At 35.9% G+C, this 23,603-nt stretch carries 17 protein-coding genes; 13 read left to right on the plus strand and 4 right to left on the minus strand.

Features of this window, described 5'->3' with window-relative positions; all coding sequences use genetic code 11:
* Window positions 1-18: 18 nt before the first annotated feature.
* From NBE98_RS01255 to moaA, 13 genes are all read left to right on the plus strand, one after another.
* The gene (locus tag NBE98_RS01255) at window positions 19-1,473 is read left to right on the plus strand and encodes an arylsulfatase (protein ID WP_250811566.1); all 1,455 of its coding nucleotides are present in this window, start codon (window positions 19-21) and stop codon (window positions 1,471-1,473) included.
* A gap of 50 nt (window positions 1,474-1,523) precedes the next feature.
* Window positions 1,524-2,702 (plus strand): Gfo/Idh/MocA family protein, encoded by a 1,179-nt coding sequence (locus tag NBE98_RS01260; RefSeq protein WP_250811567.1) that lies wholly within the window; start codon window positions 1,524-1,526, stop codon window positions 2,700-2,702.
* 272 nt (window positions 2,703-2,974) lie between these two features.
* Window positions 2,975-3,403: a MarR family winged helix-turn-helix transcriptional regulator gene (locus NBE98_RS01265; RefSeq protein ID WP_250817420.1), complete on the plus strand. Its 429-nt coding sequence runs from the start codon at window positions 2,975-2,977 to the stop codon at window positions 3,401-3,403.
* 48 nt (window positions 3,404-3,451) lie between these two features.
* Window positions 3,452-5,179: an ABC transporter ATP-binding protein gene (locus tag NBE98_RS01270; protein ID WP_250811568.1), complete on the plus strand. Its 1,728-nt coding sequence runs from the start codon at window positions 3,452-3,454 to the stop codon at window positions 5,177-5,179.
* A 1,484-nt stretch (window positions 5,180-6,663) separates the two neighbouring features.
* A complete protein-coding gene (locus NBE98_RS01275; protein ID WP_432432674.1) occupies window positions 6,664-8,523 on the plus strand; it encodes an ABC transporter ATP-binding protein in 1,860 nt (619 codons plus the stop codon).
* 271 nt (window positions 8,524-8,794) lie between these two features.
* On the plus strand, window positions 8,795-9,121 hold the full coding sequence (locus NBE98_RS01280) for a DUF1904 domain-containing protein (RefSeq protein WP_250811570.1): 327 nt from the start codon (window positions 8,795-8,797) through the stop codon (window positions 9,119-9,121).
* A 42-nt stretch (window positions 9,122-9,163) separates the two neighbouring features.
* Window positions 9,164-10,381: an amidohydrolase family protein gene (locus NBE98_RS01285; protein ID WP_250811571.1), complete on the plus strand. Its 1,218-nt coding sequence runs from the start codon at window positions 9,164-9,166 to the stop codon at window positions 10,379-10,381.
* 516 nt (window positions 10,382-10,897) lie between these two features.
* Window positions 10,898-12,634: a 4Fe-4S dicluster domain-containing protein gene (locus NBE98_RS01290; protein ID WP_250811572.1), complete on the plus strand. Its 1,737-nt coding sequence runs from the start codon at window positions 10,898-10,900 to the stop codon at window positions 12,632-12,634.
* A gap of 349 nt (window positions 12,635-12,983) precedes the next feature.
* A complete protein-coding gene (yqeC, locus tag NBE98_RS01295; protein ID WP_250811573.1) occupies window positions 12,984-13,724 on the plus strand; it encodes a selenium cofactor biosynthesis protein YqeC in 741 nt (246 codons plus the stop codon).
* Window positions 13,725-13,756: 32 nt separating this feature from the next.
* Entirely contained in the window at window positions 13,757-14,551 is a 795-nt protein-coding gene (gene yqeB / locus NBE98_RS01300; RefSeq protein WP_250811575.1) for a selenium-dependent molybdenum cofactor biosynthesis protein YqeB, read from the plus strand.
* 102 nt (window positions 14,552-14,653) lie between these two features.
* Window positions 14,654-15,145 (plus strand): MogA/MoaB family molybdenum cofactor biosynthesis protein, encoded by a 492-nt coding sequence (locus tag NBE98_RS01305; protein ID WP_250811576.1) that lies wholly within the window; start codon window positions 14,654-14,656, stop codon window positions 15,143-15,145.
* A gap of 28 nt (window positions 15,146-15,173) precedes the next feature.
* Window positions 15,174-16,193 (plus strand): molybdopterin-binding protein, encoded by a 1,020-nt coding sequence (locus NBE98_RS01310; RefSeq protein WP_250811577.1) that lies wholly within the window; start codon window positions 15,174-15,176, stop codon window positions 16,191-16,193.
* A 3-nt stretch (window positions 16,194-16,196) separates the two neighbouring features.
* Window positions 16,197-17,174 (plus strand): GTP 3',8-cyclase MoaA, encoded by a 978-nt coding sequence (gene moaA, locus NBE98_RS01315; RefSeq protein ID WP_250811581.1) that lies wholly within the window; start codon window positions 16,197-16,199, stop codon window positions 17,172-17,174.
* Window positions 17,175-17,623: 449 nt separating this feature from the next.
* Here the strand turns inward: moaA and gyrA are convergent, their stop codons facing one another.
* The 4 genes from gyrA to recF form a co-directional block, all read right to left on the minus strand.
* Entirely contained in the window at window positions 17,624-20,077 is a 2,454-nt protein-coding gene (gyrA, locus tag NBE98_RS01320; RefSeq protein ID WP_349305880.1) for a DNA gyrase subunit A, read from the minus strand.
* 80 nt (window positions 20,078-20,157) lie between these two features.
* Complete coding sequence (gene gyrB, locus NBE98_RS01325) at window positions 20,158-22,068, minus strand: DNA topoisomerase (ATP-hydrolyzing) subunit B (RefSeq protein WP_250811583.1); 1,911 nt, start codon at window positions 22,066-22,068, stop codon at window positions 20,158-20,160.
* A gap of 43 nt (window positions 22,069-22,111) precedes the next feature.
* On the minus strand, window positions 22,112-22,375 hold the full coding sequence (gene remB / locus NBE98_RS01330; protein ID WP_250811586.1) for an extracellular matrix regulator RemB: 264 nt from the start codon (window positions 22,373-22,375) through the stop codon (window positions 22,112-22,114).
* Window positions 22,376-22,479: 104 nt separating this feature from the next.
* The gene (recF, locus tag NBE98_RS01335) at window positions 22,480-23,589 is read right to left on the minus strand and encodes a DNA replication/repair protein RecF (RefSeq protein ID WP_250811588.1); all 1,110 of its coding nucleotides are present in this window, start codon (window positions 23,587-23,589) and stop codon (window positions 22,480-22,482) included.
* Window positions 23,590-23,603 lie beyond the last annotated feature (14 nt).

Raw genomic sequence — 23,603 nt, forward strand, 5'->3', positions numbered from 1 at the left:
CTTAGGAGGGACAACAAAATGAAACCGAATATAATTTTGATAGAGGTAGATCAGATGCGGGGCGACTGCATGGGAGCTGCTGGACATCCTGTTGTTGGGACTCCCTATATAGATAATATGGCGAGAAATGGGTATTTATTTAGTAGAGCCTACTCAGCTACACCAACTTGTATTCCTGCAAGAGCAGCAATATTAACAGGTATGTCCCAAAAATCACATGGCAGAGTTGGATATATGGAGAGAGTAAGCTGGAACTATGAAAATACAATTGCATCAGAATTCGCAAAGGGTGGCTATCATACTCAAGCCATAGGCAAAATGCATGTTTACCCTACAAGGAGTCTATGTGGATTTCATAATGTAATACTTCATGATGGATATCTGCACTACTGCAGGAACTCTAATACTGAGTATGGTGAACATTTTAATCAATGTGACGATTATCTAAACTGGCTTAAGGATAGAAACATAAATATTGACTTACTTGATTCAGGCCTTGACTGCAATTCATGGGTAGCAAGACCTTGGATGTATAATGAGGAGCTTCATCCTACAAATTGGGTAACAAGTCAGTCGATAGATTTTTTAAGAAGACGTGATCCTTCAAAGCCATTTTTTCTTAAGATGTCTTATGTAAGGCCTCATTCACCATTAGACCCTCCTGAGGTTTATTATAACCAATATATAAATGAAGATATCCCAGAGTCACCAGTAGGAAATTGGGCTGATGTGGAGGATAAGGATAGAGCGGGCTGGATAGTAGACTGCAGTAAAGGTGTTATTAACAAAAAAGCCTTAAAAAGAGCAAAAGCAGCCTATTATGCTCTGATAACTCATATTGATCACCAGATAGGAAGGTTTTTGCAGGCTCTTAACGAGCATGGATGCTTAAACAACTCCATAATACTCTTTACGTCAGATCATGGAGACTTAATGGGAGATCATAATTTATTTAGAAAAACATATCCATATCAGGGCAGTATATCAATACCTTTTATTGTGTATGACCCTGGAAATATACTGCAGAATAAGAGAGGAAAGGCAATTTCGGAGATTGTAGAGCTTAGAGATATAATGCCTACTCTTTTAGACTTTGCGGGTTTGAGCATACCAGACACTGTAGAAGGTAAGAGTGTTAGAGAATTGTTGAATGATAATACAAAAAATACATTTAGAGAATATATACATGGAGAGCATAGCGGAGGAACAATTTCAAATCACTATATTGTAACCAAAGAAGACAAGTATATTTGGTACTCGCAGACAGGTGAGGAACAGTATTTTGATTTGATAAAGGATCCAAGGGAGCTTAAGAATCTTTCCTTGGAGGAAAAGTATACGGGAAGAATAGAGTATTTAAAGAGTATATTAATTAAAGAGCTTTCCGGAAGAGAAGAGGGATATACAAACGAAAAGGAACTTATTGCTGGTAAAAAACCTAAAGCCTGCTTAAACCATATAATTAATGTGTAAAGATTAGTCTGTATTATAGAGCAGGCTTACTTATGGAGGAAGGGGTAATTATGAGAAGCTACAAAGTAGGCATCATTGGTGCTGGCATGCGAGCCATGTTTTTTATTAACGATATATTAAAACGAAGCGAATTAGAAGTTACAGCTATATCCGATATTAGTCAGCATAGCTTGGACCAGCTTTGCAGCAGGTATGACATGAAGTGGGATATATATCTTGACTATAGGGACTTGCTTAGGAGGGAAGATATAGAAGCTGTGTTTATATTAAGTCCTGATTATGTCCACGAAGAACAAGCCCTTGCAGCTTTCGAATCTGGAAAGCACGTGTTTTTAGAGAAGCCTATAGCAACGAGCTTTGAAGGTGGAAAGAGGGTTATAGAAGCCAGAGACAAGAGCGGGAAAATACTTATGATAGGTTTTGTACTTAGATATAATAAGGCTTACAAAAGAATGAAAGAGCTTATTGACAGTGGAGTTATAGGCGATCTTAAAACTGGCTGGGTATTGCATTCTGTTGGTGCGGGAAGTGATTGGTATTTTCATGATTGGCATGGAACAGTTTCAAATACAGGAGGGCTTTTACTTCAAAAGGGAAGCCATGACCTTGATATAATTAATTGGATTGTTAGTTCGCGGATTAAAAAAGTTGCAGCCTTTGGCAGCAGAGATTTTTTTGGAGGAGACAAACCCAATGATCTTGAATGTCAGAACTGTGAAGATAGAAATACCTGCAGTGAAGCTATTATAGATAGAAATATAAGCTGGAAGAGAGTTGATGGAACCCAAACCGAGGTGCTTTACAATCAATGGCGAAACAAGTGTGCATATAGAAAAGAAATAGATGTTTTAGATAATCATCAGGTTGTTTTAGAATATGAAAACGGAGTAAAGGCAAGCTACATGGAATGTCACTATAGTCCAGAGGACAATAGGGAATATATATTCATTGGCACGAAGGGTAAGTTAAAATTGGACGATGCTAGTGATTTAATGACAATTCAATTGAGAAATAGCATGTATGACAGAAAAGAAAAAATAACATATGATAATCTTCAAAGCTCTGACGGCCATGGAGGTGGAGACCAGTATATTCTTGAGGAGTTTATTCAGGCTCTTGACTCAGGTAAACAACCAAGCTGTGGTGGAGAAGCAGGCTTGGAAGCCATTCAGGCGGGCTTAATTGCGCATGAATCAATAAGAGATAACCAGATAAAAAATATAGTTTAGTTTTGGTGGCGATATCCGTATGGGTATCGCTTTTTTATTTTTCTTATTGTCCCAAAAGCAGCTAATATAGAAATAGAAAATATAAAATAGAGTAAAAGCTTTATATGGCTTAGTGTCAGAAAAAAATATTTTTTATGAAAACATTTTACTAGATTTTAACCTGTTGACAGTATATGAATAAATGAGTATGATAAATTTTGTGCACGAAATATATCTGTACAAACATTTCTAACACGAAAGTATTGGAAGAAGGTGTAAAAACTTTGGAAGAAATGAGTAAAGCCATCATGATCGTACAAATCATGAAAGAAGTAATGGCTAATATAAAAAACAGGATAGGAAATCACTTTAAGGAATTGAATCTTACAAGACCTCAGGGAATGCTGCTTGGAACTTTAGCTCATCAGGGAGAAATGAAGGTCAGTGAACTTAGTGAAAGCCTTGGACTTTCGAACAGCACTGTTTCTGGAATTTTAGACAGACTTGAGAATCAGGGATTGGTTGAGAGAATAAGAAGCAAGGAAGACAGAAGAGTAGTTTATGTTAAAATAACGGAAGAGTTTAGAAAACATTCTCAAAAGCACTTTGATGAAGTTAACAAGCTTATCGAAGAGATGATGAATAAAGCTACTCAAGAGGAATTGGATATAATATTCAAAGGCATGGACATGCTTAGACAGGTAGTCAAGCGACAAGAGTAGCAAAAGCCTTTAAAACATAAAGTAAATTAATCAAGGAGATGAGTATTTGTGCTTAAATTATATAGATTTTTAAAACCATACACCGCTATGGTAATAGGTGTACTTATTTTTGTTGCCTTGCAGTCAATTGGAGATCTTTATCTTCCAACCTTGATGTCTAATATAATTAATGAAGGAGTTATGCAGGGTGATACAAACAAGATAATGCAGATAGGTGGAACAATGCTTTTAGTTGCAGGGGGAGGAGTTATATGTTCCTTAATTGCAAGCTTTCTTTCTGCAAGAATCTCAGTAGGTCTTGGAACAATTCTTAGAAGCAAGGTCTTCAGAAAGGTGGAGAGCTTTTCTCTTCATGAATTTGACAAGATAGGGACAGCAACCCTTATTACAAGAACAACAAATGATATTACACAGATTCAAATGGTTACAGTAATGATAATGCGTATGATGATAAGTGCCCCAATAATGGCTGCTGGGGGCATTATTATGGCCATGGGCAAGGACAAGGAGCTTACTTGGGTGCTGGCAGTTTCAATACCTGTACTAGCTATAGTTGTAGCTTTTCTAGCTTTTAAAGTGATGCCGCTTTTCAAACAGGTTCAGGTAAAGATAGACAGGATTAACCTTGTACTTCGCGAGAAGCTTACTGGTATAAGAGTTATTCGTGCTTTCAATACTGTTGAGAGAGAAAAAAAGCGTTTTGATGAAGCAAACGTTGATCTTACAGGAAACTATATAAGAGTTAACAAGATAATGGCCTTCATGATGCCTTCTATAATGCTTATAATGAACTTTACATCGCTTGCAATTCTTTGGTTTGGAGGAATTCGTATAAGTGAAGGGAACATGGACTTAGGAGCTCTTGCAGCCTTTACTCAATATGCAATGCAAATAATGATGTCAATGCTTATGCTTGCAATGATGTTTATAATGGTTCCACGTGCTCAGGCTGCAGCTGTAAGAATCAATGAAGTTTTAGATACAGTACCTGACATAAATGATAAGAATGAAACAAACAGCTCCTTTAAGGGAAAAGGTTATGTAGAGTTTAAGGATGTGACTTTTAGCTATCATGGAGCAGAAGAGCCTGCACTAAGGAATATAAGTTTTGCAGCTAATCCTGGCGAGGTAACTGCGATAATTGGAAGTACAGGTTCTGGAAAATCTACCTTAATAAACCTTATTCCAAGATTTTATGATATAGAGAGTGGGAATGTTCTTGTTGATGGTGTAGATGTTAGAGACATATCTCAGGAAGAACTAAGAAGCAAGATTGGCTTCGTACCTCAAAAGGCTGTACTTTTCTCTGGTACAATAGCTGAAAATATTAGATTTGGCAATGACGATGCCACTGATGAAGAAATAAGACATGCTGCTGAGGTTGCACAGGCGGCTGATTTTATAGGAACTATGGATGGAGGCTACGATCATGAGATTGCTCAAGGCGGAACGAATGTATCCGGTGGTCAGAAGCAGCGTTTATCTATAGCTCGTGCACTTGTCAGAAGGCCAGAAATATATATATTCGATGATAGTTTCTCAGCTCTTGATTTTAAGACAGATGCTAAGCTTAGAGCTGCTCTTAAGAAGGAGACTATGGAATCAACTGTAATTATAGTTGCTCAAAGAGTTGGTACTGTTATGGATGCAGATAGAATTATCGTTCTTGATGAAGGACAAGTTGTGGGCATTGGAACCCACAAAGAGTTATTAGACACCTGTGATGTATACCGTGAAATTGTATCCTCACAGCTTTCAGAGGAGGAGATAGCATGAGTGAAAATAGACCAAAAGGAGGTCAAAGAAGAGGCGGCCCAATGGGCGGTGGCTTTGGAAGGCCTGTAGAAAAGGCTAAGGATTTTAGAGGAAGCCTTAAAAGACTGATGAGATATTTAAAACCTCACAGAATAAATCTTCTTGTAGTTGTGATATTTGCGATTGCCAGTACTTCTTTTACAATAGCAGCTCCTAAAGTAACAAGTAAAGCTATGAACAAGCTTCAAAATGCATACATGGCTCGTAAGATGCTTACAGAAATGGCAAAAGGTCAAAATGAAGCAGTTAACCAGATGAAGAATAAGATGGGAGATGTGCAGAAGGAAGCTGTCGACAAGATTAATGATAAGCTGGCTGAGGGACAGCAGAAGGCTGTTGACCAGATAACTACAAGCATGGGAGATGCACAGGTTAAAGTTGTAGATTCCATCTACAAGGCTATGGCCATACAGCTTCATAATGGAGTGGCAAGCGGACAAAAGACTGCTGTTGATAAGATAACCTCTCAAATGGCAGGAGTTCAAAAAAATATGGTTGCACAGATTCAACAGCAGATGGAGCAAATGCAGAAGCTGCAGCAGATGCAGCAGGCACAACAGCCTCAGGCTGGTACTGCACAAGTTCCACAGATTGATCCAAAGACTGTAGAAGCAATGCAGAAGCTTTTAAAGCTTCCAATGATTGATGCAGCGGTCGGAAGACAGGCAAAAGTTAATGCAACACTTCAATTTATTGATGTGCTTCAGATAATGCCTGCTACTGGGCAAAGTGGTCAGATGGACACAAAATCCATAAATACAATAAAGGAAATGTTAAAGCTACCTATGCTTGAATCTGTAAAGAATGCGGATCAAAAAGCAAGTATTATTAGGAAATTTATGGATATTGCGAAGACTATGCCTGGTGGAAGTGCTTCAAGCTCTTCAATGCAGCTTGATAAGCAGACAATGGATAAGGCACTTGCAAAGCTTCCAGAAATAACAGATTTTTCAACTAAATCTACAAGTCCAAATGGCAAGATAGATAAAAGTTCACAGGATGCACTTGATAAACTTTTAAAGCTACCTTCAATCAATGATATAGAAGACCCACAGCAAAAGAAGGATACTTTAAATCAGCTTATAGACATTTTTAAGGACATGCCTGATATTTCAGATGAAAACAATACTGCAGGCACTGATACTAAAATAAATAAAGCTGATTTGGACACTTTAAAAGAACTTTTAGCTTTACCAAGCATAAGCAGCATTGCAGACCCAAAGGAAAAAACAACAGCTGTTATTAAGCTGACTGATATATTTAATAAGATGCCTGATATGAATAAGGATGAGACTGATAAGAATTCTGACAGTACAATGGACCCTGAGCAGCTTAAGACAGTTAAGGAATTATTAGAACTTCCAATGATTAATTCAATAACCGATTCTGCTGAAAAGACTAAGGTTTTAAACCAAATGCTTGATGTATTCAGCAGAATGCCTGATATGGGCACAGATGACAGCAGCAGTACAACTACAAAGATAGATACTGAAGGCATAAAGTCACTTCAGGAATTCCTTGCTCTTCCAAGACTTGATACTCTTACAGATGCAGATGAAAAGGCTGACGTTTCAAGAAAAGTTATGGATCTTGGAAAGAAGATGCAGGGTTCAATGGAAAATGCTCCTGAGAATCCTTCAAATAATATAAAGTTTACTGATGATCAGGTAAATCAAGTAATTGATGCCATAAGAGAAACAAATGGAGAGTACGATTTTGTATACATTGGACACATTGCCTTAATATTAATAGGAATGTATATAATAAGTGCATTATTCAGTTTAGTTATGGGCCTTGTAATGTCTGGAGTATCACAAAAAACAGTACGCGACCTTAGAAGAGAGGTTGATGATAAGCTTTCAAGACTTCCATTAAAGTACTTCGATATGCATGCACACGGAGATATACTAAGCCGTGTTACAAACGACGTTGATACTATAGCTACAACACTTCAGCAGAGCTTGACTCAGATAATTACTTCTGTAATTACAATAATAGGCTACATCATAATGATGCTTACTATAAGTCCAATACTTACAGTTATTGTAATAGCAACATTACCTTTATATGTAATAGCAACAACACTTATTGCAAAGAAGTCCCAAAAATACTTTGCTGTTCAGCAGAAGGAGCTTGGTGCTCTTAGCGGACACGTAGAGGAAATGTATACTGGTCACAAAATTGTTAAGGCTTTTGGACATGAGAAGGATGCAATTGAAGAATTTGATTCTATTAACGGAAGACTTAAGAATGCAGGCTGGAGAGCACAGTTTGTTTCAGGTATCATGTTCCCCCTTATGAACTTCATAAGCAATATTGGTTATGTAGGTATAAGTATTGTAGGTGGAATATGGATTACAAGAAGCCTTTTAGGTCTTGGTGATATACTTGCGTTTATCCAATATTCAAGATCCTTCACAATGCCTATTGTTCAGACTGCAAATATAGCAAATATAATTCAATCAACTGTAGCTTGCGCAGAGCGAGTGTTCCAGATTCTAGATGAAGAAGAGGAGATTGCAGACAGCAGCGATGCAGTAGTGCTTGAAAATCCAAGAGGAAATGTTCAGTTTGAACATGTTGACTTCAGATATGTTGAAGATGTTCCACTTATAGAAAATATGAATCTTGATGTAAAACAAGGTGATACCATTGCCATTGTTGGACCTACAGGAGCAGGTAAAACAACTCTTGTTAACCTATTAATGAGATTCTATGAAATCAATGCAGGTAAAATAAGTATTGACGATGTTGATATTAGAAACATCAAAAGAAGCGAACTTAGAAAGATGTTTGGTATGGTGCTTCAGGATACTTGGCTGTATAACGGAACGATCAAGGATAATATAGCCTATGGAAGAGAAGAGGCTGCCATGGAGGACATTGTTCGTGCAGCTAAAGCGGCACATGCAGACCACTTTATAAGAACTCTGCCGCAGGGCTATGATACAGTTCTTAATGAAGAAGCAAGCAACATTTCACAGGGACAAAAGCAGCTTCTTACTATTGCCCGAGCAATACTAGCTGATCCAACAATATTAATACTTGATGAAGCAACAAGCAGCGTTGATACAAGAACAGAAGTATTAATACAAAAGGCTATGGCTAACCTTATGAAGGGAAGAACGAGCTTTGTAATAGCACACAGACTTTCTACTATTCGTGATGCAGAGCTTATCCTTGTTATGAATAAGGGAACAATCATTGAAATGGGAAATCACAAGCACCTGCTTGAAAAGGAAGGCTTCTATGCTGACCTTTACAACAGTCAGTTTGCTGGTGAAGATGAAAACCAAGCTGTATAGAATAATATATCTATAAATTAAAGCAGCCTCTGTCTACTATGACAGAGGCTGTTTATTTTTTAATGAGGCTACAATTTAGTAAGATATCCACTTATGTATCTAACAGGAGGCTGCTTGCTTAAAGAAAAACATATAAACATATAAATATAACAAGTTAACTTGCTGCTTCTACGAGAGAAATTGGCCGGGTAGTTGGCACAGAATTTGCTTTATAATATTTGTACATAATAGACTATATAATTAAAATATAAGAAAAGCTGGAGGGTAAGTTATGCCGCAGATAAGATTTAGAGCAATTGAAACTAAAGGAATTCAAAAAATAAGTAAGGAAATGGTAGATGAGCTGGAGCAGCTTCTTAAATGCCCAAGAGACTATTTTTCTCTTGAAGTCATTAATTCAACTTTTATTAATGACGGAGAAATTGTCCAAGGAAATCCAGTGGTAGAAGTTCATTGGTTTGATAGAGGACAGGAAATTCAGGATAAGGCAGCACAGATAATAACAAAGTATATCCAAGCTATTGAACTAAGCAATGTGGATGTGATTTTTACAAAGCTTGAGGAAAGTATGTATTATGAAAATGGAGTACATTTTTAAGGTGAAAATGAAATAATAAAAATATGAAGGAGCTTAGGAAGTATGGACAGGAAATATTGGCTTAAAAATGTTTTGCTGGAGGAAGCATACCAATTTGAAGGACAAGAGGTAGTTGGAACCAATACAGGTCTGTACAGTATTTTAGTTGAGGATGGAAAAGTTAAAGCTGTAATAAAAGGAATCCCAAAGGAATATGATATTAAGATTATTGATTCTAAGGGACTGCTACTCTTGCCTGGCTTTCATGAAAATCATATACATATAGACAAAACCTATTATGGCGGTCCGTGGAAAGCCTGCAGGCCTTTTAATGGTGTAGCAGGTCGTATAGCAGAAGAGAAAAAATTGCTGTTAGAACAGCTGCCAACTCTTGTTGATAGAGCGGAGAGTATATTAAAGTTATTATCAGAAAATGGTGCGGTTCATGTTCGCAGCCACTGCAATGTTGATGAGGTTTGCGGGCTTAAAAACGTTGAGGGAACCTTTAAAGCCTTTGAAACTTACAAGGGTAAAATGACCTATGAAGTTGCAGCATTTCCACAGCACGGTCTATTAAAAGGAAACGTTGTATCACTGGTAAAAGAAGCTATGAAAATGGGTGTAAATATAATGGGCGGCATAGACCCTGCAAGTATCGACGGTGATATTGAAAAATCCTTACATACGATAATGGATGTTGCGGTTGAGTTTGATAAAGATATAGACATACATCTGCACGATGGAGGAGAGCTTGGAATATTTACTATAAAAAGACTAATTAAGCTTGTAGAGGAGGTAAAGTGGCAGGGAAGAGTTAACATAAGTCACGCCTACTGCCTAGCGCAAGCTTCAAGAAATCAGGTTGAGGATGTTGCAGAGAGTATGGCTCATAATGGAATAAGCATATCAACTTCAGTGCCCATAGACATGCCAGTAATACCAGTTTCAATGCTTGCTTCAAAAGGTGTGAGAATTGCAGCTGTCAACGACAGCATAACAGACCACTGGTTTCCTTTTGGTACAGGGGACATGCTAGAGAAGGCAAATAGACTTTGTGAAAGATTTGCATGGATTGATGAATTTTCTTTAGCTCAATCCCTTAAATTTATAACAGGAGGCAAAACTATGCTTAATTTTAAAGGTGAGAGAATATGGCCAGAGGAAGGGGATGAAGCTAGTTTTGTACTTACAAAGGCCTCTTGTTCTGCTGAAGCTGTAGCAAGAAAAACCGAACGAGTTGCTACAATTTTTAAAGGGAATATAGTTCAGGGAATATTATGATAGAATTTATAAAAAGTTAGCAGCCCCAAGCACCATAGGAAGTACTTCTTTAGGCTGCTAACCTTACCTAAAAACAAAAGAATACCTTTTCAGTATTGCACATGGTCATTAGTCTGATAAAGGAACTTAAGGTTAAACTGCATTTATCAATATGATATTTACTTTATCAAATTGATATTTTATGACAATAATACAAGCGCTGTTAAGGTTATCAATTTGATATATTTATAACTATCATAAGAAGTAAAGTCATAAATATCTAAAGGAAATGATAGTGCTTACATCATATTATATATAATGCAATAAAGTTCTTACATTAATGCTGTCACAAAATACCCAATATTTAAGGATTTTTGGGACACCATTAATATATTAGAACTTTTGCATTATATATATAAGAAAAAACAAGAAAACTAGTGTGTTTTTTTGGCATGAAAATTGCTGAATTATAATATACTGAAATGATTTTTATCATATAATTCATATTAAACTTATTAAAAGAAAGGTGGAACAATCATGAGTGATGTAATGAAGACAATGTCCTTCGAAAGAATTCTTGAGATTACCCTTAAAGATTATTACACAAAAGAAAAAATATTTGGAGTAGAAGAAAAAGATTTTTATAGAGATATTGATAATAGTATAGAAATGAATTTTTGCGGAGAATATTTAAGATTTCCAGTAGGTCCTGCAGCTGGTCCACATACACAATTAACACAGAATTTTTTGGCGGCATACCTAACAGGATCCAGATATTTTGAGCCTAAAACTGTTCAAATTGTGGATGGAAAGCAAATGCAGGAAATGATAGCAAGGCCATGTATTGACGCTAAAAATGTAGGATACAATGTAGAATGGTCTACAGAGTTAACAGTTGAAGAAGCTAAAGAAGAATATATAAAGGCTTCTGTATTAATGCAAGTTATGGGTATTGAACTTGGTCTATCCGATGTAAAAGACTTTATTTTAAATATAAGTGTAGGTTATGACCTTAAAGGAATTCAATCCAAAAAGATTTCTGATTTTATTGATGATCTTAAAGATGCAAAGAATACAGAAGTATTTAAAGAGTGCGTAGAAGTACTGAAGAAAAATATAAATAACTTCAAGAGATTTAAATTAGAGGATATAGATAAAATTACTTCAAAGATCACAAATATAGTTACACTTTCTACAATGCACGGCTGCAAGCCAAGTGAGATTTTAGACATAGCAACACACTTGATAACAAATAAAAAAATAAATACATTGTTAAAATGCAATTCTACTTTATTAGGCTACGATGCAGTAAGAGAAATCTTGGACAACCTTGGATATAACGATATAGAGTTAAAAAGAGAAGATTTTGAACATGACCTGCAATTTGATATGGCTAAAGAGATAATAGCCAAGCTGTTAAAAACAGGTGAGGATAATAATGTAGTCTTCGGAGTTAAGTTGACAAATACACTGCCTGTTGTTAACACTAGAAAAGTTATGCCAGGCGAAGCTATGTACATGTCTGGAAAGCCGCTATATCCAATAGCTATAAATGTTGCTAAAAAAATTGCAAATGAATTTAAGGACATAACAATATCTATGTCAGGCGGAATAGACAAAAATAATGTATTAGATGTATTTAATTCCGGAATAGCTCCTATCACAATAGCAACATTGTATTTGCAGCCAAAGGGATATATAAACAACAATGCTGTATTAAATGAAATGAAAAAAGCTAGCCAAGCACCTAAGGGGTTAGTCCTTGAAGCTTTAAGTGTACTAGCTGATAAAGCTAAGGTTGATGTTAACTATAAGAATAAAGGCAATGGCAAGGTTTTAGAAGATAAATTGGAAACCTTTGATTGCTTAAAGAGCTGTGGAATTTGTGTTGATGTATGTCCAAACAGAGCAAACATGAGAGTTGTTGTTGAAGGGCTTGCAGCTAATTATCAAATAGCCCACGTTGAGAATATGTGCAATGAATGCGGCAACTGCCAAATGTTCTGTCCAAAGGGTGGACGACCATACCTTAAGAAGACAACTATTTATCAAAATCTAGAAGAATATAAAAGCTCAAAAAATACTGGATTATTAAGAGTTGGAGAAGATAGTTTCTTATTAAGAGAAGATGGAAAAGAATATATCTATACTGCTAATTCAAAAGAAGATAAGAGCAAATTAGAACTAACTGCTGAAACAATCATAAGAGATTATCCTTATTACATGAATAATATAGAAATTTTAAGCGGAGAAGAACTAAAAAACTACGTTTAAACAAATTCAAAGCTATAATATAGCTTTGAGTATTATCAAAATGATAATGCGGGTTTGAATTAATATGATTTATATGTTTGATAGGTTTGTTATCAAAATGATAACTGATATTATTTTGATAAATTATTAATCTGTTTAGTAATTCTACGCAATAAAAAGGTATATTATAACAATTGTATCTTTTATAATTAATTTGGGAGAAAGGCTTATCTACGCGTTTCTCATATTTAAAGAGTGCTTTAAGCACTCTTTTTAATTTTGCAAAAAACCATAAATGCTTTTGACGAATTGGCACAATTATTGCTCAGAAATTTATATTAATAAATATTTATACTTTATGAGGGAAGCTATGAAATTGATTTCTTTGCTCGGAATAAAAACTGGTAGTGTTATTTCTGTAGTAGGTGCCGGAGGAAAAACTTCTTTTATTTTTTCACTGGCTAATGAGCTTAGATGCAGATATAAGGTCCTTGTGACTACTACAACGAAAATATATGCTCCTGAAAAAAGTCAATATGATTACATTGCGTTAGATGATGAAAAACATTTAATCAATAATTATTGCATTAGCAAAGAAAAGGGCATTTATGTTTTTGGAAGCTTAATTGAAAAAGAAAATAAGCTTTCCGTTTTAAAAAATATTAATCTAGTAGATATTTGTAAATATTTTGATTACGTTCTAATAGAGGCAGACGGCTCGAAAAAAAAGCCAATTAAAGGCTGGCGGGAAACAGAGCCTGTTATATTGGAGAATACAAATGTAACTGTAGGTGTTTTAAATATTCAGGTTTTAGGAAAAGAAATAAACGATTGCTTAGTACACAGGCTTGATAGGTTTTTAGAGCTTACAGATGCTCATGAGAAGCAGCCTGTTGAATTAAAACATTTAGAAACGATAGTATTCTCACATAAAGGACTATTTAAAAATTCTCTAGGGGAAAAGATACTATTTATAAACAAGGTTGAAACACCAGAAGATGATAAGGGAGCTAAACAGCTTGCTCTTAACATAACTAAAAACAATTCAGGAAGAATAAATAAAATTATTGCTGGAAGTTTAAAGCATAGTACTTTTAGCTTGGAGCTTTAGCAAAACACCTTTACTTTGGAAAGGAGATAAATATGTTTCAAGAGCTTGTAATTATTCGTGGAGGAGGAGATATAGCCTCTGGAACAATTCAAAAGCTTCATAGAAGCGGTTTTAAGGTTTTAGTGCTTGAAATAGAAAAGCCTACTTTTATAAGGCGTAAGGTATGCTATGGTGAAGCGATCTATGAAAAGGAATTTGCTTTAGAAGGAGCTACAGCTAAGCTTATTAAAAATATTAATGAGCTTGAAGAGGTTTGGATGCAGGGGAAGATTCCAGTACTTATAGATAAAGAAGGATACTCTATAGAAGTTTTGAAACCTAGAATAGTTGTAGATGCTATACTTGCTAAAAAAAACTTAGGTACGCATATTGAAATGGCTGATATAACTATTGCTTTAGGACCAGGCTTTGAGGCAGGAAAAGACGTTCATGCTGTAATAGAAACAATGAGAGGTCATAATTTGGGAAGGATTATCTTAAGTGGATGTGCTATAAAGAATACTGGGATTCCAGGAGAAATAAAGGGTTTTTCCAAGGAAAGAGTTATTTATAGTCCATCAAATGGAATTATAAAAAATATAAGAGAAATAGGGGACGTAGTTAAGAAGGACGATCTCCTTGCATACGTTGAAAAGGATGAGGTATTGGCAACCCTTGATGGGGTACTGAGAGGAATTATTAGAGATGGAAGCTTTGTTAATAAGTGGCTTAAAATTGCAGATATAGACCCAAGGCTTTCTGAGAAGGAAAATTGTTTCACTATATCTGACAAAGCTAGAGCAATAGGCGGTGCAGTATTAGAAGCGATTTTATATCTTATGAATTAAAATTTCAAATATGTGCATATAAAGAGGCATCAGCAGATAAATTATAGTATGAGCAAATAGAAAAGCTTGATTGTGAAAAAAATCAGGAGGTGAAATAAAGGAATGTTTACAGTTGGAATAATAACCGCAAGTGATAAGGGATCAAGAGGAGAAAGAGAAGATAAAAGCGGCTTGGTGATTAGAGAGATGGTTGAAGCCTGTGGGTACGAAGTTAAGAGGTATGTAATGCTTCCAGATGAGCAAGATGAACTTGAGAAAGAAATGATTTATCAGTCGGATGAATTAAAGGTTAATTTAATATTGACTACAGGTGGGACAGGCTTTAGCAAAAGAGATGTTACTCCCGAAGCAACTTTAAATATTATTACTCGTGAAGCAAGCGGCATAGCAGAGGCAATACGGTGGTACAGCCTTCAGATAACCCCTAGAGCAATGCTTTCAAGAGCTGTTTCAGGAATTAGAGGAGAAACCTTGATAGTTAATCTTCCGGGAAGCCCTAAGGCAGTAAAGGAAGCTTTAGAATTTATTTTAGATACAGTTGGTCACGGCATAGAAATACTTTTGAATAGAACATCGGAGTGCGCGAGAAGATAATTACTAAGAATTACTAGGAGGATAAAAAATGAAACAGATTAGAGTTGAAGAAGCTGTAGGCTCTGTAATTTGTCATGATATAACACAAATAATTCCAGGTAAGGTTAAGGGAGTAGTATTTAAAAAAGGACATATTGTAAGGGAAGAAGACATTCCTGTGCTGCTTTCAGTAGGCAAGGAGCATTTATATGTTTGGGAGAAGAAAGAAGGGATGCTTCATGAAGATGAGGCTGCTGAAAGGCTTAAGAATTTGACAGCAGGAGAAGGTCTCGAATTTGGCGAACCTAGGGAAGGCAAAGTTAACTTCATAGCAAAAGAGGATGGGCTTTTAAAGGTGGACAAGGAAGCCCTAATGAAGCTTAATTCGATGGGAGAGCTTGTTGTAGTAACGCTTCATAATAATTTTCCTGTAAAAAAGGGGCAAAAGGTTGCGGGCACAAGAATAATTCCCTTAGTCATTGATGAAGAAAAGATTAAAAAAGCTGAATCCTTTATCAAGGATACGGTTATAAAAGTGCTTCCATATAAGCCTAAAAAGGTTGGTATAGTTACCACTGGAAGCGAAGTTTATCATGGAAGAATTAAGGATGCCTTTGGACCTGTTATCAGAAGAAAGGTAGAAGAGTTCAATTGTGAGGTTTTAGGGCAAACTATTGTATCAGATAATTTAGAGCAGATTACTGCTGCTATAAAAAGCTGGATGGAACAAGGTGCAGAGATGATAGTTTGCACAGGTGGAATGTCTGTAGATCCAGATGATTTAACTCCAACAGCTATAAAAAATACAGGTGCAGAGCTCATAACCTATGGAGCACCTATACTTCCAGGATCAATGCTGCTTTTAGCCTATCAGGGAGATATGCCAATTCTTGGACTTCCAGGCTGTGTAATGTATAACAGCAGAACTGCCTTCGACTTAATTCTTCCAAGGATACTTGTGGGAGAAAAGCTTACTAATGAAGATATAGCAGCTTATGGACATGGCGGATTGTGTATGGAATGTGAAGTCTGCAGATTTCCTGACTGCAGCTTTGGAAAGGGAGTATAAAAGATGATAGATCAATGGGGGAGAAGCGTAGATTATTTAAGGATTTCAATAACTGACAGATGCAACCTAAGATGCAAATACTGTATGCCTAAAAATTCTGTAAGGTTTATGCCAAAGGAAGATTTGCTTACCATTGATGAAATTTTTAGAGTAGCTAAATTGACCTCAGAGCTTGGTGTTAAGAAGATAAGAATAACAGGTGGAGAACCTTTAGTAAGAGAAGGAATTATAGAGCTTATAAGAGATATAAAAGCTCTTGAAAATATAGAAGAAGTTTGTATGACTACTAATGGTATTTTGTTGGAAGAAAATCTAGAAAGACTCATTAGCGCAGGTTTGGATAGGGTTAACATCAGTCTTGATACTCTTGATGAGACTTTATTCAGAGAAATTACAGGTGGTGGAGATATAAAGCCTGTGCTTAGAGCAGTAGAGCGATGTGTAGAAAAGGGACTTAAAGTAAAGCTGAACACTGTGCTCATGAAAAATTATAATGAAAAGGAAATATTAGAATTTATTAAACTTACCGAGAGATATCCAATAGATGTGAGATTTATCGAGATGATGCCTATAGGAGCTGGCAAAGCTTTTAGGTCTGTTACAACTGACCAAGCAATAGCTTTAATCAGCGAGGAGTTTCAGTTACTCCACTGTGAGAGTGGTAATAACAATGATGGGCCTGCTTGCTACTACAAAACGGAAAAAGGTTTGGGGAAAATTGGATTTATAAGCCCTATGAGCCATTCCTTCTGTAGAAGCTGCAACAGGATTCGCCTCACAGCTGAAGGCTTTTTAAAACAGTGTCTTCACTGGAAGAAAGGAAAAAATTTAGAAACTCTTATGAGACATGGCATTTCCGACGAAGATTTAATAAAAGTAATAGAAGAATGTATATACTTAAAGCCCTATGAGCACGGCTTTCTCGAAAACAGCCTAAGCTCAAGCTCAGACAAAAGAAACATGTTCCAAATCGGAGGGTAAAAGCCCTAAATGGGCTTTTACGGGAACTCTGCGAGTGGGAACGAGCGATATAAGAGTTCCCCGGGGCGAAGCCAAAGCCCTAAATGGGCTTTTACGGNTTGACTTGCTCGTTACAGCTTTTATATCTTATCATTTAAACTTCTTAATGTCAACAACTTTTTTGTTATTGATAAGAAGTTTAAATGTTGCAACGAAATTCATCGTGGTCACATATCTCAGCGACAAAAGTTATTTTATCAGAAATAATCATTGATGCTTTTTCATATATTTCTATTAGGTTAAATTAAATTGCTATTTCTTCTTTTTTCTCTGTATATTTAACTTTTCCACATAAAGATACACTAGGTAAAGTTTACAATAATGTATAAATTAATATTGAATTTTGCCACAAGTGTTTTATAAAAATCTATAAAAGAAAAAGTCCCCTAAGGGACTTTTATCAATAGTTTTTAGTTTTCTTCCTCTGCTTCTACTGCTTCCACTGATTCATCCTTGTTGATTTTGGCAATAGCAACTACCTTTTCTTCTTCAGTAGTCTTCATAAGAGTTACACCCATAGTATTTCTACCTGTAACTGAAATATTTTCAGCATTTAATCTGATAGCAACACCGCTAGTGTTGATGAGCATTATCTCATCTCCATCCTTAACTATCCTTGCACCAACTATCTTACCTGTCTTTTCAGTAACCTTGTAGGTGATTACACCCTTACCCCCTCTTCTGTGGGCAGGATATTCACCTATTCCTGTTCTCTTTCCATATCCGTTTTCACTTACTATTAAAACATCCTCACTTTGAGCAACCACATTCATACTTACAGCTACATCACCTTCTCTAAGGGTTATAGCTTTAACTCCAGTGGTTGTTCTTCCCATAGGCCTAACATCAGACTCATGGAATCTCATAGAGTATCCATTTTCAGTAACAATTAATATTTCACTTTCACCGTCTGTCATCTTAACTCCTATAAGCTCATCACCTTCTCTGAGATTTATAGCTGTTAAGCCATTTTTTCTTATAGCGGAGTATTCAGTTAGATCTGTCTTCTTTATTACCCCATCTTTTGTAGCCATAACAAGGAATTTATCAGCTTCAAATTCCTTAACAGGCATAACAGCTTGAATCTTCTCACCTGGATTTAAAGGGAGTATATTAACCAAGTTTGTACCCTTTGCTGTTCTTCCTGCTTCAGGTAATTCGTAACCCTTTAATCTATACACTCTTCCCGCATTGGTAAAGAATAAAAGATGATTATGCGTAGAAGTAATAAAGATATGCTCTACAAAGTCATCTTCCTTTGTAGCCATAGCTTGAATTCCTCTTCCGCCTCTTCTTTGAGCAGTGTAGGTATCAGCTAGTATTCTCTTTATATATCCTGAGTGAGTAAGAGTTATAACAACATTCTGCTCCTGAATTAAATCCTCAATATCAATATCATTAGGATTTCTTTCTATGACAGTCCTTCTTTCATCAGAATATCTAGTTTTTATCTCTATTAGCTCATCTTTGATTATGCCTAACACTAAAGACTCATTGGCAAGTACTTCTCTGTAGTAAGCAATATCCTTCATAAGGGCATTGTATTCCTCTTCAATTTTATCTCTTTCAAGGCCAGTAAGTCTTTGAAGTCTCAAGTCTAGAATTGCTTGTGCTTGCTTTTCAGATAAGCCGAACCTCTCCATAAGACCAGTTCTAGCCTGCTCGGTTGTTCTTGAAGAACGAATAAGCGCAATAACCTCGTCAATATGATCAAGAGCTATTCTAAGCCCCTCTAAAATATGAGCTCTGGCAAGTGCTTTATCTAAATCAAATTGAGTTCTTCTTCTTATAACTTCCTTTTGGAAATCAACATAGTGAACTAAAACTTGCTTTAAATTCAATGTTTGAGGCTCATTATTAACAAGAGCAATCATAATTACACCAAAGGTATCTTGAAGCTTAGTATGCTTATATAATTGATTCAAGATAACATTAGCATTTGCATCTTTTTTAAGCTCAATTACCATTCTCATACCTTCTCTATCAGATTCATCTCTTAGATCAGATATGCCTTCAATTTTTTTATCTCTAACTAATTCAGCTATATTCTCAACAAGCCTTGCCTTATTAACTTGATATGGCAGTTCTGTAACAATAATTCTTTGTCTTCCTTTTTCCTCTTCGATATTAGTTTTAGCTCTTACTAATATCTTACCCCTACCTGTTTCATAAGCCTCTCTAATACCTGCAGTTCCTAAAATAATACCTGCAGTTGGAAAGTCTGGTCCTTTTATCTTGGTCATAAGATCTAGTACTGTTACTTCTGGATTATCTATATACATAGCTATTCCATCTATAACTTCGCCTAAATTATGAGGCGGTATGTTTGTTGCCATACCAACAGCTATACCTGAAGATCCGCTTACCAAAAGATTGGGAAATCTTGATGGAAGCACTAACGGTTCTTCTTCCTCACCATCAAAGTTAGGAATAAAATCTACAGTATTTTTATTTATTTCTCTTAAGAGTTCCATTGTTATTTTGCTCATCTTTGCTTCTGTATAACGCATTGCAGCTGCACCGTCGCCATCTACAGAACCAAAATTACCGTGCCCATCAACAAGTGGATATCTCATATTAAAATCTTGTGCCATTCTTACAAGCGCATCATAAACTGAAGTATCACCGTGAGGGTGGTACTTACCTAATACGTCACCAACGATTCTGGCACATTTTCTATAGCCTTTATCAGAATATAAGCCTAATTCATGCATAGAATATAATATTCTTCTGTGTACAGGCTTCAAACCATCTCTTACATCTGGAAGAGCACGACCTACAATAACGCTCATAGCGTAATCTATATAACACTTTTTCATTTCCTGCTTAATATCAACCTGTAAAACATTACCAACATTCTCCACGTACTACACCTCCGTATTCCTGATACTGCCTTAAACAATTATTCAATGTTTAGCCTCTTCTCCCGTGTAAATAAAACTATTTAAATATCTAAGTTTACTACCTTAGTAGCATTTTCCTGTATAAACTCTCTTCTAGGCTCTACCTTATCGCCCATAAGGATAGTAAATATTTCATCTGCGGCCATGGCATCCTCAAGACTAACTTGAAGAAGGGTTCTTCTTTCAGGGTCCATTGTAGTTTCCCAAAGCTGTGTCGCATTCATTTCTCCAAGACCTTTATATCTTTGGATACTTGTATTATTATCTTTGCCACCAAGCTCTGCAAGAAGCTTCTCAAGTTCTTTATCTGTATAGCAGTAATAATCCTTTTTGCTCTTTGTAACCTTATAAAGAGGCGGCTGCGCTATAAATACATGACCTTTCTCAACAAGTTCAGTCATATATCTGTAAAAGAAAGTTAAAAGTAGTGTTCTTATGTGAGCACCATCTACGTCTGCATCTGTCATTAGAACAATTCTGTTATACCTAAGCTTTTCTACATCGAAATCTTTGCCAATACCACCACCAAAAGCAGTTACCATGTTTCTTATTTCTTGAGAGTTAAGTATCTTATCAAGCCTTTGCTTTTCAACATTCATTATTTTTCCACGAAGTGGAAGTATTGCTTGGAAGCGTCTGTCTCTTCCGCCCTTAGCACTCCCTCCTGCAGAATTACCCTCAACGATGTAAATTTCACATTCCTCAGGATCCTTTGAAGAACAATCAGCAAGCTTTCCAGGAAGAGCACTTCTTTCAAGTACAGACTTTCTAGTAAGTTCTCTAGCTTTTCTAGCTGCATCTCTTGCTCTAGAAGCAAGAAGCGCTTTATCTATAATAATTTTTCCTACACCAGGGTTTTCCTCAAGGAAGGTGCTTACCCCTTCGCCAACTATGTTATCAACAATTCCTCTTACCTCACTGTTGCCAAGCTTAGTCTTTGTCTGACCTTCAAATTGAGGATCAATAAGTTTAATAGATACAACAGCTGTAAGCCCTTCTCTTATATCTTCTCCTGAAAGATTTTTATCATTATCTTTTAAATGTCCAAACTTCTTTCCATAGTCATTGAATACACGGGTTAAAGCTGCCTTAAACCCAACAAGGTGTGTTCCACCCTCTACTGTATCTATATTATTTGCGAAGGAGAATATATTTTCATTGTAGGTATCATTGTACTGCAGAGCAACCTCAACAGTGTACTCATCCTTTTTGCCTTCAACGTAAATAGTTTTTTCATGAAGAGCTTCTTTGTTTCTATTCAAATATTCAACAAAAGATTTTATACCACCCTCGTAGTAAAACTCTTCGCTCTTTCCACCTTCTCTTTCGTCAGAAAGAGTTATTCTTATTCCTTTATTTAAAAATGCTAATTCTCTAAGTCTTTGAGCTAAAGTATCATAGTCATATTCTAATTCCTCAAAAATCTGGTTATCAGGCTTAAAGTGAACTTTTGTTCCATGCCCTTCAGCTTCACCTATAACGTCAAGTCCTGTTAAAGGCTTTCCTCTCTCATAACCCTGTCTCAAAAGTTTTCCCTCTGATTTAACGATTACTTCGCAAGCTTCAGAAAGTGCATTTACAACTGAGGCACCAACGCCGTGAAGTCCTCCAGAAACCTTGTAGGCTCCTCCGCCAAACTTTCCGCCGGCATGAAGCACTGTCATTATAACTTCAACAGTTGGTATCCCCATTTTAGGATGTATCCCAACAGGCATACCCCTACCATCATCAATAACTGTTATAGAGTTATCAGCATGAATAAAAACATTTATATTCTTACATACCCCAATCATAGCTTCGTCAATACTGTTATCTACTATCTCATAGACCAGGTGGTGAAGACCTCTTGGTCCTGTGCTGCCGATATACATACCTGGTCTTTTTCTAACAGCCTCTAGACCTTCAAGTACCTGAATCTGATTTTCATCATATATTTGATTGTTCTCTGACATATGTTAACCTCCTATCCTAATCCATAGAACAGCTTATACTGCTTTATACTTCTTCGTATATTGTTTCGGTTCTTTTTCCCAAAGTAGCTGAGGATATTGGTGATAAAAAAATTCTGCTCTTTTTATTAACTTCTGCTACAATAAAGGACTTAGGTTTATCCTTAGTGATCCTCTCTACAAAGCCGTCTTCTTCTGCCATTCTTAAAAACTGAACTGTGTCAGCATTGTAAGTGGAGGTTTCCATATCAAATATTCCTATTACATCCTTTATTGGAACTACTACATTTTCTCCTAAGTGTAAAAACATACTCTCTCCTCCCTTCATTCGTAGGACCTGGCTATTAGAGCTTAAGCTCCTAATCGAAAACTGCTAGTTAAAGACCACCTAGAACCATAATTAGAAAAACATTGCTATAGTTCATTTAATACATATTCTTTTATAACCTTACCACCTTCAATACTAAACACCTTAGCCTTCTCGTTTAAGTAGTTTTTAATATTTTCTATTCCGGTGCCAGTTACAATAGTCTGAACATTATTTATTGAATTCAATATATATTTTTGCCTGTTTAAGTCAAGCTCTGACAACACATCATCCAAAAGAAGCACTGGGTATTCTCCTGTCTGTTCCTTGATAATTTCTAAAGAAGAAAATTTAATTGTCAATACAGAAGTTCTCTGCTGACCTTGAGAACCGAAGTTTCTCGTATCTATATTGTTTATGTTTATTGAAAAGTCATCTCTATGCGGTCCGTGAGAAGTGATTCTTCGATCCATATCGTTCTTTAGGTTTTTTTTAAGAAGATTCTTTAACTCATCTTCTACATCTTCAAATTTTTTTAAAGTTGTTAAATACTTAAAGCTTATATCTTCTAAGCTTGATGTGATATCCTTGTGGATTTTGCTGCCCTTTTCATTTAAAAGGTCTAAATACTTTAACCTTTCTCGTATTATATAACTTCCAAATTTTGAGAGCTGGTTGTCGTAAACCTCAATTATGCTTTCAATATTTTCATTCCATTTCTTTAAAAGAGAATTTCTCTCATTAAGAGCCTTATTATACTGTACAAGACAATAATAATATTTTGAGTTTAACTTACACAACTCAATGTCAAGAAATTTTCTTCTATGTGAAGGCGATTCCTTGACGATTTTAAGATCTTCCGGAGAAAAAAGAACAACATTAAAGACACCCATAAGCTCCTGAATCTTGCTAATTTTAATACTATTTATTCTTATACCCTTTTTTCCATCCTTGAAAATTTTAATCTCAATATTTTTATCCAATCTTTCTTTGGATATATAGGCCTTAACGTATGCTTCTTCACTGTCCCAGTTTATAAGTTCTTTATCCTTGCTCGTTCTATGTGACTTAGCAAGGCTGCAATAATAAATGCTCTCAAGAATATTTGTTTTTCCCTGGGCATTATCACCTATAAAAATATTAACTCCATTAGTAAGCTCTATGCTAAGCTGATCATAGTTTCTGAAATTTAATAACTGTAAATTTTTAATATACATACAAAACACCTATT

It is taken from the genome of Clostridium swellfunianum (assembly GCF_023656515.1).
Lineage (GTDB): Bacteria > Bacillota > Clostridia > Clostridiales > Clostridiaceae > Clostridium_AT > Clostridium_AT swellfunianum.

Excerpts from the sequence above, each read along its gene's own strand:
- NBE98_RS01310 (WP_250811577.1), top strand. The coding sequence starts at position 15,174 with ATGAAACAGATTAGAGTTGAAGAAGCTGTAGGCTCTGTAATTTGTCAT.
- yqeC (WP_250811573.1), top strand. The coding sequence starts at position 12,984 with ATGAAATTGATTTCTTTGCTCGGAATAAAAACTGGTAGTGTTATTTCT.
- NBE98_RS01305 (WP_250811576.1), top strand. The coding sequence starts at position 14,654 with ATGTTTACAGTTGGAATAATAACCGCAAGTGATAAGGGATCAAGAGGA.
- NBE98_RS01260 (WP_250811567.1), top strand. The coding sequence starts at position 1,524 with ATGAGAAGCTACAAAGTAGGCATCATTGGTGCTGGCATGCGAGCCATG.
- NBE98_RS01280 (WP_250811570.1), top strand. The coding sequence starts at position 8,795 with ATGCCGCAGATAAGATTTAGAGCAATTGAAACTAAAGGAATTCAAAAA.
- NBE98_RS01285 (WP_250811571.1), top strand. The coding sequence starts at position 9,164 with ATGGACAGGAAATATTGGCTTAAAAATGTTTTGCTGGAGGAAGCATAC.
- remB (WP_250811586.1), bottom strand. The coding sequence starts at position 22,375 with ATGTTTTTACACTTAGGAGAAAATGTAGTAGTTCCAATAAAGGATGTA.
- NBE98_RS01275 (WP_432432674.1), top strand. The coding sequence starts at position 6,664 with ATGGGCACAGATGACAGCAGCAGTACAACTACAAAGATAGATACTGAA.
- recF (WP_250811588.1), bottom strand. The coding sequence starts at position 23,589 with ATGTATATTAAAAATTTACAGTTATTAAATTTCAGAAACTATGATCAG.
- NBE98_RS01290 (WP_250811572.1), top strand. The coding sequence starts at position 10,898 with ATGAGTGATGTAATGAAGACAATGTCCTTCGAAAGAATTCTTGAGATT.
- moaA (WP_250811581.1), top strand. The coding sequence starts at position 16,197 with ATGATAGATCAATGGGGGAGAAGCGTAGATTATTTAAGGATTTCAATA.
- yqeB (WP_250811575.1), top strand. The coding sequence starts at position 13,757 with ATGTTTCAAGAGCTTGTAATTATTCGTGGAGGAGGAGATATAGCCTCT.
- NBE98_RS01255 (WP_250811566.1), top strand. The coding sequence starts at position 19 with ATGAAACCGAATATAATTTTGATAGAGGTAGATCAGATGCGGGGCGAC.
- gyrB (WP_250811583.1), bottom strand. The coding sequence starts at position 22,068 with ATGTCAGAGAACAATCAAATATATGATGAAAATCAGATTCAGGTACTT.
- NBE98_RS01265 (WP_250817420.1), top strand. The coding sequence starts at position 2,975 with ATGAGTAAAGCCATCATGATCGTACAAATCATGAAAGAAGTAATGGCT.